Genomic DNA, 18,119 nt, shown 5'->3' on the forward strand with positions numbered 1-18,119 from the left:
ATATTGGGATATTGATTATTGGACTATTATACGTCGCTGGTATTGGCAGCGGTTACCGAATATCCATTATCCCAATAGCCAATATCTTTTTGAAAACTCACTGCAGCCACAGCTTCGTGATCGAATTGGTCATCTCGATCAGCTTATTGAAGGTGTCGGGTTTGGTGATGAAACAATTGGCCCCGAGTTCGTAGACCATCTGCTTGTCGCGTTGTGAGGAGGAGGTCGTAAAAACGATCGTGGGGATGTGTTGAAAACGACCGTTCATCTTCAGTTCTTTCAGTGTTTCCCGGCCGTCTTTTCCCGGCATATTTAAATCGAGCATGATCAGCGACGGCGTATCGCCGTTGGTTGCGTTTTCAAGGTATTCAAGGAGCTTGTCCCCGTTTTCGATAAAGACGTATTCCTGTTCATCGACAGAACTCATAAAGGCATCGCGAATGATTTCCCTGTCGTCGGCGTCATCATCAACGATCAATATCTGGTGTTTTCGTTTCATGCTGGCAGAATAATGGTAAAAGTCGCTCCCTCACCGGGTTTGCCTTCGGCAAAAATAACGCCTCCGTGATGCTCCACAATTTTTTTGCAAATGGCCAAACCGATGCCCGATCCTTCGTACTCGCTGCGGCCGTGGAGGCGCTGGAAAATGGCAAATATTTTTTGTGCGTATTCGTTTTCAAAGCCGATGCCGTTATCGGCAAACCTGATCTTGATGTAACGATTGGCTTTCGCCAGTTGGTAGGGAGCCACTTCGTACGCATCGGCTTCGCTGCAGGTAATTGCGATCACCGGCTGCACATCCTCCCGCACAAATTTGAGGGAATTGGCCAGCAGGTTTTGGAACAGTTGCCTGAATTGGGAAGGGATAATGCTCACTTCCGGGAGCTGCTCGTAGCGAATGACGGCGTGCTGGCTTTCGATCTTGTATTCCAGTGTTTGTACGGTTTCTTCCAGGATCTTTTGCAGGCTGTACATTTCGAAGGAGCGGTTGCCGCTGATCATGGAGATGGAAAGCAGGTCGGAAATCATGTTCTGCATGCGCTGCGACGCATCCACGATTTTGCGGAGATAGATTTTGCCGTCGTCGTTCAAGCGGTCGATCTGCGACGCCACAAGGCGGTCGCCAAATGTTGATATTTTGCGGAGCGGCTCTTTCAGGTCGTGGCTGGCTACGTAGGCAAATTCTTCCAGGCTCGCATTCGACTGCTCCAGTTGCAGCGTGTTTTGCAAAATGGTCCGCTCCATTTCTTTTCGCCGGTTGATGTCGAGTGCCGCACCAATGATTTGGCGAATGCTGCCGTCTTCACCAGTCTTGAACACGATTTCCCGCACCAGCAGCCAGCGATAATCACCATCCTTGTGTTTCATCCGGCATTCGTACTGGATCATGCTGTCCACCTGCTGAAATGCTTTGGTGCTTTGCTTGCGGCAGGGCAGGAGGGCCATGTCTTCCGGGTGGTAGAGAAAGTCGGTGATGTTGGCGCCTTCTTCCAGGATTTCATCCGGCAAATAGCCCAGCACAAAAAAGGCTTCCCGGTTGATATAGGCCATGCTTTGCGTGGGAACGTCAAACAGGTAAAGTATAGTGGGCGAGGCATCGGCGATCTGCTGGATAAAATGTTCCTGTTCCTTGATCTTTTCCGAAGCCTGCATTTGGTCGGTCACGTCCAGCGAAATGTTGAGAATATTCTCAACGCGGCCCTGGCTATTGTAATCGAAGACCGTTCCATACGTATGAAGCCACCGCCACGATCCGTTTTTGTGCCTGACCCGGTAAATGAATTCTGCGACAACATTCGACTTGTCTTTCTCTTCGTTGGCTTTTTCGAGAGCCTTTGCGTTTTTATCCAGCAATTCCGGCAGGTCGTCCGGGTGAATGGTGTTGATAAAAAAGTCTATACCTTTTTCCAGCACATCTGCCGGCTGGTATCCCAGGAGCTTTATAATGCCTTCGCTAACGAAGGTGTACTGGCCGCTGTTAACGTTATACGTGGTGATAATGGATGGCGTGGCGTCGGTAATCTTGCGGATAAAGATCTGGCTTTCCATCAACTCATTTTGTACCCTGAATTGTTCGGTTACGTCCTGTGTGGAACCCACAATTTTCAGGGCGTTGCCGCTTGCATCAAAAATGGCTTCCCCTTTGCGGTGAAGCACTTTTTTCTTTCCGCTTTCCAATACGATGGAATGGATGATATCCATGGGTTTTTTTTCTTCGATGGCCAACCGGAATTGTTCCCGTACCGTGTCGCGGTCGACAGGGTTCACAAAGGAGAACCATTCCTCGTAGGTTAGCGGCTTCCCTTTTTCCCGCTCGTAAATGGCATATAGTTCGTCCGACCAGGTCACTTCTTTTGTTTGCAGGTCGTAGACCCAACTGCCAAGATGGGACAATGCCTGTGCCTGTTTGAAAAGTTTTTCACTTTGTTGCAGCCGTTCGATCAATTCTTCTTTTTCGGTGACGTCCTGTGCTGTACCGACAATGCAGCGGACATTGCCTTCTTTGTCAAGGCGTACATCGGTGTGCAGGTTGATGTACCGCAGCCGGCCGTCTGCCAACCGGATCGCATAATTCACGCTCTGGCCCTCTTTGGTGAAAACGACTTGCTGGATGGCCTTTTGTACGGTTGTTTTGTGTTCGTCTACGATTGATGTGAATGCATCTTCAAAACGCACCGGTGTGCCAAATGGCCGTTCGTAGATCTTGTAAACTTCATCCGACCAAAACACCTCGTTTGTCTTTATGTCCCAGGAAAAATTACCCATATGGGACAGCTCCTGCGCCTGTTTATAAAGCCGCTGGCTTTCCTGCAGTTTGTCGATCAGGCGTTGTTTTTCGGTTACATCCTGCTCAATACCGATGATCGTACTGACCCTGCCTTCCTTGTCACGGATCACATGCGCAATGGAGCGGAGCCATTTTGTTGTGCCGTTGGCGGTGATGATGCGGAAGGTGTAATCGAGGCTTGATTCCGAATGGAGTTTTTCCACGCCGGCACTGACAAATTCCCTGTCGTCGGGGTGTATAAAGGAGAGGAACCGGTCGATGGTGATTTCTTCCGACTGCGGTTCCAATCCGTAAATGCGGTAAAGCTGGTCGGTCCAGTCGAGCCGGTTTTTCTTCACATACCAGGCCCAGTTGCCCATGTTGGCAATCTCTTCCGCCTTTTTATAAAGCGCCTCGGACCGGCTTAGTTTTTTAATCAGTAGCTGGTTTTCGGAAATGATCGTTTGTTCGTTGGTCGCATCCAGTGTGATGCCGATGGTTTGCAGCACCGATCCGTCTTCGTCCCGTTTGAAAACCGATTCATGGTTTGCCAACCAGCGATAGGTGCCGTCTTTGTCCCTGATTCGGTAGCGGCACACCAGCGTTTCACCGTCTTTTGCCGTTTTCAGTGTTTCCAACTGTTGCCGCATCACTTCCTCGTCGTCCGGATGCAGCAGGGAGCTAAGGGCACTTTCTCCCAATCGATTCAGTTCTTCGTGTCCGTACCCGATGATGGATGAGATCTTGTTATTGGAATAGATGCTTTTGAATTCGCGGAGGTCAAAAACGTAGAGGGCACCGGGAACGGTTTCGTTGACCTTTTGAATCAAATGCATGTGCTCTTCGATGCGTTCCTTCAGCAGGTCGATATATGTATTGGTGGAGGAAGTTAGCAAAGCGTTCTGAAACAGGTCGATTTCGCCGACCAGCGCCAGGATTTCTTCGGGCTTTTGTGTAAACGCCTGAATAAAATACAGCATTGTTTTTTTACGCAGGTAGTTCGCCAGTGTAATGTCTTCGGCCACCACTGCATCGCGGTTAATAATGGGCAAGTGGTTGGTCTTCCAGCGTTGGATGGAAAAAGGGATATATGCTGCTGCATCGTTACGGGCAAGGAAGTCCAGGAATTCGCTGGCGCCTTGTTTTGTAAGAGCCAGTTGTTCTTCTTCGGGCATGCTGGCGAAATATTTCAGCATGGGCAATTCTAACTCATGGCCGATCCGGAGTTGAACCCGGCAGTATTCATCCAGCTTTTCCGTTAAAAGATACCGGGCAAACGCTGGCAGGCTATGCAGGTTCTCTAAAGGCACCAAGGTTTTGTCAGTCGGGTTCACAGAAACTTAAAAATTTAAAACTGGGAAATCCGTTTATGGTTTCGGGTCAGGTAAAGGTAAGCGGAATGAAGAAAATTCATCCCGGGGCCGAAAAATAGTAAACCCGTTAGCGGATTGCGATCTCGATAACAGAACTGCCGCTTCGGCGGCGTGCCAAAAGATAATCACGAAGTTCGGCAAGTGAGTCAATCCGCAATTTTTGTGACGGCAACGTGAGTTGAAAATATTCCAGGCGGTGAATGACTTTTTCCACTTCCGCCGGCGTCCATTTGCCAACGCCGAACGATAGCTTGACCGCAGAGTTCCTATGGGGAGGGATGATGAATCGCAGTTCCTTTGAGTTGCTGATGTTGAAAGGATTAAAGCCAATGCTATCGGTTTTGGCTTTCCAAACAACTTCGACCGTGTCGTTGGTGTAATTTTTCATTTCGATACGGCGCGAAGGGTCACAACCCTGTAGAAAGACAGTGCACAGCAACGCGAGGATCGCTCCGCATTTTATCATAAAAGGGACTAATTTTTTTTGCCCGGGCTATTTGCCCTGTTTGAATGGATTCAGGGGTTTAGCGAACCTTTTTCTGCCGCTTCGTCTATGTCGGTTCCCGGCAGATCGGTGTTGCTGTTCAGGTCCTCGTTCGAAACGTTTTGCGGCACACCGCGTTCGTCGTTGTTGTTGTTTGTCTCCTCGCTGACATCGTCGCGGTGAACGGCATTGGATTGAGCCCGGTCTGACTCCTGGCCGGACAGGAAGCGCTGGTTTACGCCGCTCGAATTGGGACCTGTACCCATTTCTTCCAGGTTGGCATCAACACGGTGCGAACCGGTGCGCTGGTCCATGATGTCTTCTTTTGCCGGATAATGCGGGTAACCGGGGAAGTCCTGGTCGGTTTTATCATCCGGCGACTGGGCTACCTCTTTTTTGCTGTCCATGGCTTTGGAAGGCTCGTTCTCCGGTATTTTATTGCGGTTGTCTTCGTTGCTGTTCATGTTGCTGTTTAAAAACAGCTATAAAAATGTTGTGCCAGAGAGATGGAGTTTGGAGTTTGGAGTTTGGAGTTTGGAGTTTGGAGTTTGGAGTTTGGAGTTTGGAGTTTGGAGTTTGGAGTTTGGAATAAAATGGAACCCGGTAAGATAAATAAGGATTTTCTTTTCTCTGCGAAGCAATGCCATGCTTATAGAAACCAATGAGAGAAGAGTACCGGCTCCGAAGGGGCCGCGTGTTTTGCACTGCCGCAAAAATGAGCGAAAAAAATCTACGGCTATTTGCTATGACCACATCGGTATTGCAATCTCCCAAAAAGCCCGTGGATGAATGACCAAAGGAGTGGCCCCTTAAAATGACGGGCTCTCAACCTGTATCCATTGTTTCAGTAAATGAAAATTGCCTTCGCGTTGGTAATGACCAATCGATTATTTTTCCATCCCATCTTGCTCTCCGGATTCTTCCTTTCCATCCGGCGGGGGAACGAGGGTGGGGGCATCGTCGTGAGTGAGTTCGGCCATGTTGCGATCGTTGGCAATCTTTCCGGTTTCTTCCAGCATGCGCATGTCCTTGGCATCCCGCAAAAATTCGGAGGCAAAGATGAAATCATTCAGCAGCTTGTTTTTACTGAAGATGATCTCTTTGTTGTTGCCTTCCCATTCTTTTTGGCCTTTGTAGAGGTAGATGATGTGGTCGCCGATTTCCATCACGCTGTTCATGTCGTGGGTAACAACAACGGTTGTAATCTTGTATTCGTCGGTGATTTCTTTAATCAGGTGATCAATCAATCCCGAGGTTTGGGGGTCGAGACCGGAGTTGGGTTCATCGACGAAAAGATATTTCGGGTTCAGCACAATGGCTCGTGCAATGCCTACCCGTTTCATCATCCCGCCACTGAGTTCGGCCGGAAATTTTTTGTTGGCGCCTTTGAGGTTGACACGCTCCAGTACTTCGTTCACGCGGTCGAGCTTTTTGCGGGTGGGCCAGTCCGTAAACATATCGAGGGGGAAAATGACGTTTTCTTCAACGGTCATACTGCTGAAAAGCGCCGAGCCCTGGAAGAGCATGCCGATCTCTTTGCGAACTTCTTTTTTTTCTTCCTGCGACATGGCCGTGAAGTCCTTGCCATCATAAAGCACATGGCCTTCGTCCGGTTCGAAAAGTCCCACGACACATTTGGTAAAGACGCTTTTGCCGCTGCCGCTGGTACCGATAATCAGGTTACACATCCCCGGTTGCAACTCCACATCAACCCCGTTGATGATGGCCTTACCAGCAAAACTTTTCCGTAAACCTTTGACTTCAATCATACCTTACAACAATAATGCAGACAACAAATAATCGGCAAAAAGGATGGCTATGCAACTCACCACGACCGACCGGGTACTGGAGCGGCCAATCTCCAGGGCGCCACCTTGCACATAATAGCCGTAAAACGAGGGAACACTTGAAATGATAAAAGCAAACACATAGGCTTTGACCATGCAGAAGAAGGCGTTATAGGGATCAAAGGAGGCCAGCAGGCCTTTGTCAAAATCATCACCCGAAATAATACCGGTTGCGGTTCCCGCGAGCCGTCCGCCCCAGATACCCAAACCGGCTGCCAGCACGACCAGCATGGGAATGACCACCAGTGCCGCGAAGATCTTCGGTGCGACGAGGTAGGCTTTTGTATTGATGCCCATGATCTCCAGGGCGTCGATCTGTTCGGAAACCCGCATGTTGCCCAATTCGCCGGCGATCTTGCTGCCGATCACACCCGCCAGTACGATACAAACGAGGGTCGGGGCAAATTCAAGGATCACGGTATCGCGAACGACCTGCGCAATGGTGTAACGGGGAACCAGCGGGCTGGTAAGCTGATAGGCCGTCTGCACCGTGGACACCGCTCCCATGAAAACGGAAATGATCACCACGATGCCCAGGGCACCAATGCCGATCTCGGCGCATTGATGCATAAATTCCCGCCAATACATCTTCCAGTTTTCCGGTTTGGAAAACATGGTTTTAATCATCAGCAGGAATCTGCCCAATTCAGCAAAAAACTTCATACGTCTTTATTTCATTTCTGTCGTTGCAATTATTCCAAGCTGTACCTCCACACCGAAAAGCAAAACGTAAAAAGGAATCAGTTAGCTGAACCTTTTAGCATTTTGACTTAGGAGCCACTTCCTTCACTGCGCTTTTTCCGCGACCGTTTCCACCACGGCGAACGCTCCAATACTGTCGGTGACGCCATTTGTCCTTTCATCTGTGCATCCACGACGGCTATTACTGCCATGCTGGTGATGCTTCGCACCGAACTTCCCAATTGCAGGATATGGACGGGCTTCTTCAGGCCTAATAAAATCGGGCCAATGGCATCGGCCGCACCCAGTTCTTTCAACAGGTTGTACGCAATATTTCCGGATGAAAGATTGGGGAAGATCAAGGTGTTTACATCCTTGTCGACCAATTCACTGAATGGGTAGTTTTCCTTCATCAGCTCTTTGTTGAACGCCACGCTGGCCTGCATTTCGCCGTCCACGATCAGGTTGGGCATCTGCTGCTTCACCAGGTCCCTCGCACGGGCTACCATGCGGGCTTCTTCCGAATTGGAGGCGCCGAAGTTGGAATAACTCAACATCGCGATGCGGGGAATGATGTTGAAGTTCCGTACTTCTTTTGCCACCAGCATGGTGATTTCTGCCAGTTCTTCCGCCGTTGGGTGAAAGTTTACCGTGGTATCGGCTAAAAAGATAGGACCTTTTTTTGTGAGCATGAGATACATGCCCGCAATTTTTTTCACACCTTCTTCCACACCGATGCAATGAAGCGCCGGGCGGATGGTATCGGGATAGTTTTTGGTCAGACCGGAAATCATGGCATCGGCATCACCGCATTCCACCATCATGCAGCCAAAATAGTTGCGGTCCCGCATCACCTTTTTGGCCTCGTAGGCATTGTAGCCTTTTCGCTGGCGCTTCTGAAAGAAAATCTCGCTGTACTGGTTTCGTTTTTCCTCCATTTCATCGCTGCGGGGATCAAAGATGGGAATGGCGTCGATGTCGATATGATTGGCTGCGGCAATGGAGCGGATCTTGGTTTCGTCGCCCAGTAAAATGGGATAGGCGATGCCATCGTCAAAAATAATTTGGGCTGTTTTCAGGATTTTGACATTATCGGCTTCGGCAAAGACAATGCGGCGTGGATCGCGGCGGGCCTTGCTGCCCAGCACCCGCATCACCTGGTTGTCGAGACCCAGGCGCCTGTTCAGGTCTGTTACATAAGCTTCCCAATCCTGGATCGGCTTTTGCGCCAGCCCACTTTCCATGGCTGCCCGGGCTACTGCCGGTGCGACGGTTGCCAGGAGACGAGGGTCGAGTGGTTTGGGAATGATATAGTCGGGACCGAATGTAATGGTCTTGGCGTTGTACGCAAGGTTCACGATATCGGGCACCGGTGTTTGCGCCAACTCGGCCAGCGCTTTAACGGCCGCCAGTTTCATGGCTTCGTTGATTTGCGTTGATCGCACATCGAGGGCGCCGCGGAAAATGTAGGGGAATCCCAATACATTGTTGACCTGGTTGGGGTAATCGCTCCGGCCTGTTGCCATGATCACGTCCTTGCGTGAACCGGTGGCTTCCTCCCAGCTGATCTCGGGATCGGGGTTGGCCATGGCAAACACGATGGGGTTTTTCGCCATGCTGCGCACCATGTCGGCGGTGACAACATTGCCGACACTCAGGCCCACAAAAACATCGGCGTCTTTCAGGGAACTGACCAGGGTCGCGTCGGGCTTTGCGTTGGCAAACTTTACTTTGAATTCTTCCAGGTCTGTGCGCTCTTTCGTAAGCGGTCCTTTAATGTCGAAAACATGGAAGTTTTCCGGCTTTGCGCCCAGCGAAACATAGAGGTTGATGCAGGCCATAGCCGCGGCACCGGCGCCATTGATCACAAACCGTACTTTATCGATCTTCTTTTTTTGAAGTTGCAGGGCATTGAGCAAGGCGGCCGAGGAAATGATGGCCGTGCCGTGCTGGTCGTCGTGCATGATAGGAATTGATAGTTGTTCCCGCAAGGCCTTCTCGATCACAAAGCATTCGGGAGCCTTGATGTCTTCGAGGTTGACACCGCCAAATGTCGGCTCCAGCGCCTTCACGATCTGGATGAATTTCTGCGGGTCCGTTTCGGCAATCTCGATGTCAAAAACGTCGATGTCGGCGAAAATCTTGAAGAGAACGCCTTTCCCTTCCATCACGGGCTTGCTGGCCTCGGGACCGATGTCGCCAAGACCCAGCACCGCCGTTCCATTGCTGATCACGGCAACCAGGTTGCCCTTGGCGGTATATTGGTAAACATTTTCTTTGTTGCGGGCAATTTCTTTGCAGGGTTCGGCCACGCCGGGAGAATAAGCCAGCGACAGGTCGCGCTGTGTTTTGGCTTCCTTGGTCGGCACTACTTCAATCTTTCCCGGTCTTCCTTTTGAATGATATTCTAACGCAAGCTGTTTTCGTAAGTCTTTTTGCATGGATTTGTTTTTCGAACTAAAAGAGAAAGCGGAGGAAGGAGAAAAAGAGAAGGGAATCCACTCTTTGTCTCCTTTCGGCTTTTTTCTCTTAGCCCGCAAAGTAAAGGTATACTCTGCTTGCCGGAAAAACTTCCCTTGCAAAATTGAACAGCAACATCCTGTCGCCGGTGTTCTATCAAAAAAAAATGTTGGCGCAGTGGCCAACAAGAAAGTAGAATTTGCTTCACCCTGTGGGAAAATGCAATCGCTGACTAGGCTGCATTCGCACTATCGATGATATCCATCATCGAAATGCCTAAATGGCTTTCGTCGAAAACGCATTTGCCGTTTTTGATCACCAGGACCTGCGGCGACTCGTGGTGCACGTCGAACACCTCTGCTACTTTGTTCGAAAGCGGGCGGTGGGCCAGGAGATCCAGGTAATAAAAATCAAGGCCGTCGGGCTGCTGCGCTTTTTGCAACCGCTGATACGCCACGGAAGAAATGGAACAGCGGGTGCTGTGTTTGAAAATCACCTGGGGCTTAACGCCGGATTTTGTGATGATCTGCTTTAATTGCTCCTCGTCGGTCAAATGAATCCACTGCATACACAAAAAATATTAAAAACTTAAGCGGCGGTGTGAACAGGTGTGGTGACTTGCAGCTTCATTCCTGTAGAGTTGGGACAACCATACTTACGGGAAGCACAGGAGGTAATGGTGAATGCGGAGAGCAGGATAACTGTTAGGTAAAAAAACTTGTTTTTCATGATTTTAGATTAGTCTTTAGTCGGAAACGAATTAATTTGCCCGATATTTTGCAAAAATGCCATAAACCGGACAGTTTTACAAGCCGCAATTGCAAAATATTCCGAAACATATTGTTATAATCTTTAAAATCGACCTTTCCCTCATAACATGAACATCCATTTTATATCTATCGGCGGCAGTGTAATGCACCAGCTGGCCATTGCACTGAAGCGAAAGGGATACCAGGTAACAGGTAGCGACGACGAGATATTTGAGCCGGCAAAAACCGCCCTGGCGACTGAAGGGCTTCTGCCCAAAGAAACTGGTTGGTTCCCCGGCAACATTCACCCCGGCCTGGATGCCGTGATCCTTGGAATGCATGCAAAAGGCGATAACCCCGAATTGTTGCGGGCACAGGAACTGGGTCTCCCCATTTATTCGTTCCCCGAATACATTTTTAAGGAAAGCAGGGAAAAAACCCGGGTGGTCGTTGGCGGTAGCCACGGTAAAACCACTACCACGTCGATGATCATGCACGTGCTGCGCGAAGCCGGCCAGGCCTTCGATTACCTGGTAGGGGCCAGGCTGCAGGGTTTCGACCAGTCGGTGAACATCACCGATGCGCCGGTGATCGTTTGCGAAGGCGACGAATACCCGGCCAGCGTGGTTGAAAAGCGTCCGAAATTTCATTTTCTTTTTCCCCATATCGCCGTGCTGACGGGCATAGCCTGGGACCACATCAACGTGTTCCCTACATTCGATTTTTACCTGGAGCAATTTGCCATCTTCATCCGCATGATTGAAAAAGGCGGTCACCTGATGTACAACGAAACGGATGCAACGCTGAAAGAACTGGTGGAAAAAACCAGGCGTGACGATTTGCAGTACCACCCTTACCAGGTGCCGCAGCATACCATCAGCAACGGGCTCACGAACGTCACGATCGACGGCGTGGAAACAGAGCTCAAAGTTTTTGGGGCGCACAACCTGCTGAACATGCAGGCCGCCTGGCTGGTGTGCAAAGAGCTGGGTGTGGATGCGTCCACCTTTGCCAAGGCAATCGGCACGTTTACCGGCGCAGCCAAGCGACTCGAACTGCTGGCCAAAACCGAGTCGACAGTTTTTTACCGCGACTTTGCCCATGCTCCCTCAAAAGTGAAGGCCACCATCGAGGCAGCCAGGGCACAGTTTCCCGGCAAGAAACTAATTGGCATCCTGGAACTGCATACCTACAGCAGCTTGAACGAGGCGTTTATGCAGGAATACCGGAGCGCTTTGGAAAAGGCCGACGAAGCCGCGGTGTTTTACAGCAAACATGCCCTTGAACTCAAGCGCATGCCGGAGTTGAAAAAAGAGGTTGTGCTGGCAGGTTTTGCCAAAGCGGGTCTCGAGGTGATCAATGACCGGCAGCACCTCGAAAGCTGGATAAGGAGCCGCGATTTCGCGGATGCCGTTGTGCTGTTTATGAGTTCGGGCAATTACGACGGCTTTGACATCGCCGCATTTGCCGCGTCATTCGGGCCAAAGGCCGAGTAATTTCTCCCTTCGAGAATGCAAAACTGTTACCTTTACCGCCTTAATTAAGTCGAGCAGAAGATGTTACAACTGAAAAAACCACTGGCTTTCCTGGACATTGAAGCAACCGGTTCCAACGTTGCCACCGACAGGATCGTGGAAATCGCTATCGTGAAATATTTACACGATGGCAACCGTACCGTAAAGCGCAAGATCATTAACCCGCAAATGCCAATTCCCGCAACGATCAGCGAGATCCATGGCATCACCGACGAAATGGTGCAAAATGCGCCAACCTTTAAACAGGTTGCACAGGAAATCAAGCAGTTTTTGGACGGTTGTGACCTGGCCTGCTACAACGCATACCGGCTCGATATCCCTATGCTCGTTGAAGAATTTATCCGTGCCGATGTGGATTTTGACGTCCGGAACCGCAAACTCGTGGACGTGCAAAAGATCTTCCACACCATGGAACAGCGGACGCTTGCGGCCGCCTATAAATTTTACTGCAACAAGACCCTCGAAGGCGCACACGGCGCAGAAGTAGATGCCGGTGCCACAGCCGAAATACTTTTTGCACAACTGGAGCGTTATCCCCAGTTAGGCAACAGCGTGGAAAGCATTGTCAAAGCCGTGGGCGAAGACAACGTCATCGATTTTGCCCGCCGCTTTGCCTACGACGACAAGGGGGTGGAAGTCTTCAACTTCGGTAAGCACAAAGGCCGTCCGATTGCCGACGTTCTGAATGCCGAGCCGCAATACTATGACTGGATGATGAGAGGTGAGTTCCCGATGAACACAAAGCAAAAACTGACAGAGATTTACACCCGCATCAAGCTGAAAAAACGCACAAGCTAAGCCCGTGGAGAAGCTGGTCATCATCCCAACATTCAACGAAAAAGAAAATATTGAAAAGATCCTGCAGGCCGTTTACGACCTGCAGCAGGATTTCCATGTGCTGGTCATCGACGACGGTTCGCCGGATGGCACAGCAGATATTGTCCGGGGGCTGCAGCCCCGCTTCAACGGCACCTTGTTTTTAGAGGAGCGCCGCGGCAAGCTGGGACTTGGCACCGCCTATATTCACGGCTTTAAGTGGGCCCTGGCAAAAGGCTACAATTTCATCTTCGAGATGGATGCCGATTTCTCGCACAACCCGGCCGATCTTCCCCGCCTGTACAATGCCTGCAAGAACGAAGGTGCCGACGTGGCTATCGGTTCCCGCTATGTTCGGGGAGGCGGTGTGTACAACTGGCCGAAGAACCGTATTGCCCTGTCCAAAGGCGGGTCGCTGTACACCCGGCTGATTTTGTGGACTCCCGTTCGTGACCAGACTGCCGGCTTTGTTTGCTTCCGCAGGGAAGTGCTCGAAACGATCAACCTCGACGAAATCCATTTTGTCGGTTATGCCTTCCAGATAGAAATGAAATTTGCCGCCTGGAAACTCGGGTTTAAATTGAAGGAAGTGCCGATCCAGTTTACCGACCGCCAGTACGGGGAGTCGAAGATGAACCGCGGAATTGTCAAGGAAGGCGTGCTCGGCGTGTTGAAGCTTCGGTGGTACAGCTTCTTTACGAATTATCGCCGGAGGGTAAAGAGCAAGCCCGCGGCGCCGGCAGAAAAACTGGTTTAATCACCCTGCTTTCCGTTTATAAAATTGGAGTGCCTGCCGACGCAGGCATTTTTTTATGTCCCGTGCGGACGTGCTACCATCGGGCTTTCGTTGCGTCGCCCTCTTGTACGTTCAGTAATTCTGCGCGGCATAAATTCCTAACTGGAGATTGGCTGTATTGGTTGAATGAAACCATAGATCTCACGCTGATTTCATGGATTAAAAAAATAGATTACAATAGTTCTGAAGGGACGCTATTGACAAACACGTGGCGCAGCCCTGTGTAGGGATGGTGTCTGCTCTCCAGTCCTGAAGGGGCGTGATATTTTCTCAAAGACCAGCGTGATCTCAGACTCATTATCCCACCTCTTCAGGGCTTTGCATTTTTGGTTGTTGGTACTTTTCACAGGGCTGCACCCTATGGTAAGAAACCTGGCCCTTGCAGGGCTTTGAAGGCTGGTCACTGTTGACGGTGCGTTGATGCTTTGTCGATAAAACACGTCCGTACCTGCCTGCTGCCAAACCAAAAAAGTCCCGGGACGAAGTCTCTTTACAATCACAACAAAGATTCAAAAGCTTCCTGGTGAGGCAGAAGATCTCTGCGCTCCATAGCGAAACGAACGATGAACGGAGCGTCGCAAGCAAAGCTTCATCGGTATCCTGCAGCCGGTTATATAAAAATCTTTTCATTTACCCTTCTTCCATTTTCTTTGCTTTCATGAAAAAGGCCTTGCTCCGCTTGCATACCGCTGTTTTCTTGTGGGGATTTACCGGCGTGCTGGGACGAGCCATCACCCTGTCGTCGACCATGCTGGTCTGGTGGCGGCTGTTGATCACAATGGTATCGCTCTGGGCCCTCTACCTGGTGCAGGGAAAGCTGGGCCGCATCGACAAGCGGGCAGGTTTGCTGATTGCTTTGCTGGGAACCGTCCAGGCCCTGCATTGGGTGACGTTTTATGCCAGCATCAAACTCGCCAACGTGACCATCGCCCTAACCTGCCTTTCCACAACAGCTTTGATCGCCTCACTCGTTGAGCCGCTGGTGATGAAAAAAAACTTCGACGCGGTGGAAATCTTTCTCGGTCTTTTTGCCATTGCCGGTATCCTGATTATTTACGAAACGCACCTGGCTTTTTCCACCGGCATTATCGTGGGTTTGATTTCGGCTCTGCTGACGGTGTTGGTTTCCGTGCTGAATAAAAAGATTGTCGACCGGCACAAGCCCGAAGATATTACGCTCTACCAGTTGACGGGTGGCTTTGTTGGACTAAGCATCTTGCTGCCGGTATTCCAGCTTTTCTTTTCCGAAAAATGGAGCCTGCCCACCGCCTGGGACTGGCTGTGGCTCGTTCTTCTGAGCTGGCTCTGTACCATCCTTACTTTTTTTCTTTACATCCGGGCACTGAAAAGCGTGTCGGCCTTTACGATGAACCTGACGCTGACGCTGGAACCGGTATACGGGATCATTCTTGCTTTTCTCATTTATAAAGAGAATCGCCTGTTCAGCCATTGGTTCTACGTGGGTTTTGCGCTGATCGCCGTCGCTGTTGTTTTTCACATGTGGCGCCTGCTGAAACCGAAAAGAGGAGAATTGGCGATAAACAATGGGCAATAAGCAGCAGGAGAATTCAGGTGCCAACGGGCCGCTTGTTTTTTGCCCCTTTCATCATCGTGCGAAAACGCCGAATCCCTTACTTTTAAGCACTACAAGACACCTTTTATGAAACGTCTCATTTCACTTTTTCTTTTTTCTCCTCTGATTCTCTTTGCCCAGAAAAAACCGCTCGACCACACTGTTTACGATGGCTGGCAGAGCATCGGTGAGCGCAGCATCAGCAACGACGGAAAATGGGTAGTGTACACCGTCACACCCCAGGAAGGTGATGCCAACCTGTTTATTCAATCCACCGAAAACCCCGCAAACAAACGACAGGTTCCCCGCGGCTACAATGCCGTGATGACCGAAGACAGTCGCTTTGTGGTTTTTAAAATAAAGCCGCTGTATAAAGAAACAAGGGAGGCCCGAATCAAAAAGAAAAAGCTGGAAGATATGCCCAAGGATTCCATCGGGATCGTACAACTGGGCAAGGAAGGCATCGTTAAAGTGGCGAAAGTCCGCTCTTACAAGGTGCCCGATAAATCTTCGGGCTGGCTGGCTTTTCACAAGGAAAGAGACGCCGCGACTATGCGTCCGTCGGCGCTGCCGACACAGAAAACCGTGGACAGCCTGCGGCAGAAGGTTGACTCGCTGACCCAATTGGTTGTGCAGTTGAAAAATACCAAAGGCGGCAATCGGGACGCAGGCGATGCGGACGAAGATCCGTCACCGGCAGCAAACGGCAGCGAAGGCAGCGACCTGGTGGTTCGCAACCTTCTCACCGGCAAGGACAAAATTTTTAAAAATGTAACGGATTACGCATTCAGCAAGAACGGGCAGAAATTGGTCATGCGCCTGGCGAAGGCACCAAAAGACAGCACCGCGAAAAACGCCGTTGCCGTGTACGATACCAAACGCGATGTAGTGGACACCATCCAGAAAGGCGGCAACGATTTTCGTGGCTTTGCGTTTACGGAAGACGGCAGTAAGCTGGCGTTTGTCGCCGAACGCGACACGAACACCAGGGCCCTGCAAAAATTTTATGGGCTTTATCTCTACCGCAGCGGTAGCGACAGCGCGGAATTGCTGATCGATAAAACATCCGTGGGCATGCAGGTGGGGATGACCGTTAGCGAGAACGGCACCCTTTCTTTCAGCAAAAGCGGGAACCGCCTCCTGTTTGGCATTGCGCCTATCCTGCCGGCGAAAGACACGTCCCTTGTCGACTTCGAACTGGCCAAAGTGGATGTATGGAACTACAAGGACGACTACCTGCAAACGCAACAGCTTTTCAACCTGCAAAATGAACTGAAGCGAAGCTATCTTACGGCTTACGATTTTGGACAGAACAAAGTTGTGCCGCTCGGTTCTCCCGGTTTGCCCAATGTACTGCCAACTGCCGACGGTGACGGTGTGTATTTTGTTGCCGTTACAGACACCGGCCGCCGGGTACAGGCGCAATGGACCGGGAGCACGGCCAAAGACGTATATGCCCTGAATCCCGTTACCGGCGAACGGAAGTTGGTGAAGAAGAACCTCGAAGGAAATATCTATCCTTCTGCCGCAGGCAAACACATTCTGATTTACGACAACAAGGCCAGGGCCTATTTCGCCTGGAATGGTAAGGAGTTGAAGAATGTCACGGCAAAAATTCCCGTTGCATTGTACGATGAAGAAAACGATGTGCCCGACGATCCCAATCCTTATGGTGTAATGGGATGGCACGAGGGTGATTCGGCTGTGTATGTGTACGATAAATACGATGTGTGGAAGGTGAGCCCGCAGAATAAGTTCGCGCCGCAGAAACTCACTTCCGGAAGAAACACCAACACGGTCTACCGGAACCTGCGTGTCGACACGGCCAGCCGGTTTATTTCCGCTAACCAGCCATTGTATTTCCGTGCCTTTAACAGGAAAACCAAGGCCAGCGCACTTGTGCTGTTCGCAGGGAAAAATGCACCGTTGTTTGTCGCCCATAACGATGCCGCAGCCTACACAACGTTCCTGAAGGCCAGGAATAAGGAGGCCTATCTCTATTCAAAAGAAAGTTATGTTCAGTCGCCCGACCTGTATTTTGTTTTGCAGGATTCAAAAAACAGCACCCTGCGTGCCAGCGAACCGGCGGCTGTAAAGCTTACGGCACTCAACCCACAGCAAAGCCAGTACAACTGGGGTACGGCAGAACTCTACAAATGGAAAACGTTCAACGGCAAAGAATCAACGGGCATTTTGTACAAGCCCGAAGATTTTGACGCAAAGAAAAAATACCCCATGCTGGTTTACTTCTATGAAAAGCTGAGCGATGGGTTGCATACCTACACGGCACCGGCACCGACGCCGAGTCGCCTGAACATCCCATTTTTTGTAAGCCGCGGTTACCTGGTATTTGCTCCCGACATCAGCTATACAAAAGGCCATCCCGGGAAAGATGCCTACAACTACATTGTTAGCGGTGCTAAAGCTCTGGCAAAAAACAGTTGGGTGGATGCGAAGAACATCGGGATCCAGGGACAAAGCTGGGGTGGTTACCAGGTAGCCTACCTTATTACGGCAACCAATCTGTTCAAAGCCGCATGGGCCGGCGCGCCGGTGGTAGACATGTTCAGTGCTTACGGCGGCATCCGGTGGGAGAGTGGATTGAACCGGCAGTTCCAGTACGAAAAAAGCCAAAGCCGCATCGGCGCCACGCCCTGGGAAAGACCCGACCTGTATATCGAGAACTCGCCTTTTTTTCACCTGAAAAATGTGACCACGCCGCTGGTGATCATGGCCAACGATGCCGATGGTGCGGTTCCCTGGTACCAGGGGATCGAGTTTTTCACCGCCATGCGCCGCCTGGGTAAAAAAGTGTGGATGCTAAATTATAACGGTGAAGCCCACAACCTGGTGGAACGAAGAAACCGCAAGGATATCCAGGTACGCGAACAACAGTATTTCGATTGGCTGTTGAAGGGCGAGAAGCCCGCCAAATGGCTTGCGGAAGGCGTGCCGGCAGTCAAAAAAGGCCGCGACTGGGGACTGGCAATCGACCAGGACGAAACGAATTGATACCCGTGTCTCTGTAATAATAAAAG

The 18,119-nt window shown here is 50.6% G+C and carries 14 protein-coding genes; 5 read left to right on the forward strand and 9 right to left on the reverse strand.

Features of this window, described 5'->3' with window-relative positions; translation table 11 throughout:
- Nucleotides 1–97: 97 nt before the first annotated feature.
- The 9 genes from D6024_RS11390 to D6024_RS26685 all read right to left on the reverse strand — a co-directional run bounded on the left by D6024_RS11390 (nt 98) and on the right by D6024_RS26685 (nt 10,341).
- Nucleotides 98–499: a response regulator gene (locus tag D6024_RS11390; RefSeq protein WP_121354708.1), complete on the reverse strand. Its 402-nt coding sequence runs from the start codon at nt 497–499 to the stop codon at nt 98–100.
- Nucleotides 496–4,101, reverse strand: a complete 3,606-nt coding sequence (locus D6024_RS11395) for a PAS domain-containing protein (RefSeq protein ID WP_162944712.1) — start codon at nt 4,099–4,101, stop codon at nt 496–498. Before D6024_RS11395 ends, D6024_RS11390 begins: the two co-directional genes overlap by 4 nt.
- 106 nt (nt 4,102–4,207) lie before the next feature.
- Nucleotides 4,208–4,606, reverse strand: a complete 399-nt coding sequence (locus D6024_RS11400) for a hypothetical protein (protein WP_121354710.1) — start codon at nt 4,604–4,606, stop codon at nt 4,208–4,210.
- Nucleotides 4,607–4,656: 50 nt separating this feature from the next.
- Complete coding sequence (locus D6024_RS11405) at nt 4,657–5,088, reverse strand: hypothetical protein (protein WP_121354711.1); 432 nt, start codon at nt 5,086–5,088, stop codon at nt 4,657–4,659.
- Nucleotides 5,089–5,511: 423 nt separating this feature from the next.
- Nucleotides 5,512–6,393 (reverse strand): ABC transporter ATP-binding protein, encoded by an 882-nt coding sequence (locus D6024_RS11410; RefSeq protein WP_121354712.1) that lies wholly within the window; start codon nt 6,391–6,393, stop codon nt 5,512–5,514.
- A gap of 3 nt (nt 6,394–6,396) precedes the next feature.
- Nucleotides 6,397–7,134, reverse strand: a complete 738-nt coding sequence (locus D6024_RS11415; protein WP_205573264.1) for an MlaE family ABC transporter permease — start codon at nt 7,132–7,134, stop codon at nt 6,397–6,399.
- A gap of 107 nt (nt 7,135–7,241) precedes the next feature.
- A complete protein-coding gene (locus D6024_RS11420) occupies nt 7,242–9,593 on the reverse strand; it encodes an NADP-dependent malic enzyme (protein ID WP_121354713.1) in 2,352 nt (783 codons plus the stop codon).
- Nucleotides 9,594–9,844: 251 nt separating this feature from the next.
- A complete protein-coding gene (gene ytxJ, locus D6024_RS11430) occupies nt 9,845–10,180 on the reverse strand; it encodes a bacillithiol system redox-active protein YtxJ (RefSeq protein ID WP_121354715.1) in 336 nt (111 codons plus the stop codon).
- A gap of 20 nt (nt 10,181–10,200) precedes the next feature.
- Nucleotides 10,201–10,341, reverse strand: coding sequence for a hypothetical protein (locus D6024_RS26685; protein ID WP_162944713.1), 141 nt, complete (start codon nt 10,339–10,341; stop codon nt 10,201–10,203).
- Between the two features lie 148 nt (nt 10,342–10,489).
- On the opposite strand from D6024_RS26685, the gene D6024_RS11435 reads away from it, so the two are divergent.
- The 5 genes from D6024_RS11435 (at nt 10,490) to D6024_RS11455 (ending at nt 18,093) form a co-directional block, all read left to right on the forward strand.
- Nucleotides 10,490–11,857 (forward strand): UDP-N-acetylmuramate--L-alanine ligase, encoded by a 1,368-nt coding sequence (locus tag D6024_RS11435; protein WP_121354716.1) that lies wholly within the window; start codon nt 10,490–10,492, stop codon nt 11,855–11,857.
- A 60-nt stretch (nt 11,858–11,917) separates the two neighbouring features.
- Entirely contained in the window at nt 11,918–12,694 is a 777-nt protein-coding gene (locus D6024_RS11440; protein WP_121354717.1) for an exonuclease domain-containing protein, read from the forward strand.
- A 4-nt stretch (nt 12,695–12,698) separates the two neighbouring features.
- Nucleotides 12,699–13,469 carry a polyprenol monophosphomannose synthase gene (locus D6024_RS11445; RefSeq protein WP_121354718.1) on the forward strand — a complete coding sequence of 257 codons (771 nt, stop codon included), beginning with the start codon at nt 12,699–12,701 and terminating at the stop codon, nt 13,467–13,469.
- A gap of 697 nt (nt 13,470–14,166) precedes the next feature.
- Nucleotides 14,167–15,063, forward strand: a complete 897-nt coding sequence (locus D6024_RS11450; RefSeq protein WP_121354820.1) for a DMT family transporter — start codon at nt 14,167–14,169, stop codon at nt 15,061–15,063.
- A gap of 105 nt (nt 15,064–15,168) precedes the next feature.
- Nucleotides 15,169–18,093, forward strand: coding sequence for an alpha/beta hydrolase family protein (locus D6024_RS11455; protein WP_121354719.1), 2,925 nt, complete (start codon nt 15,169–15,171; stop codon nt 18,091–18,093).
- Nucleotides 18,094–18,119: the final 26 nt, after the last annotated feature.

The sequence above is a fragment of the Flavisolibacter nicotianae genome (assembly GCF_003628535.1).
Taxonomy (GTDB): Bacteria; Bacteroidota; Bacteroidia; order Chitinophagales; family Chitinophagaceae; genus Flavisolibacter; species Flavisolibacter nicotianae.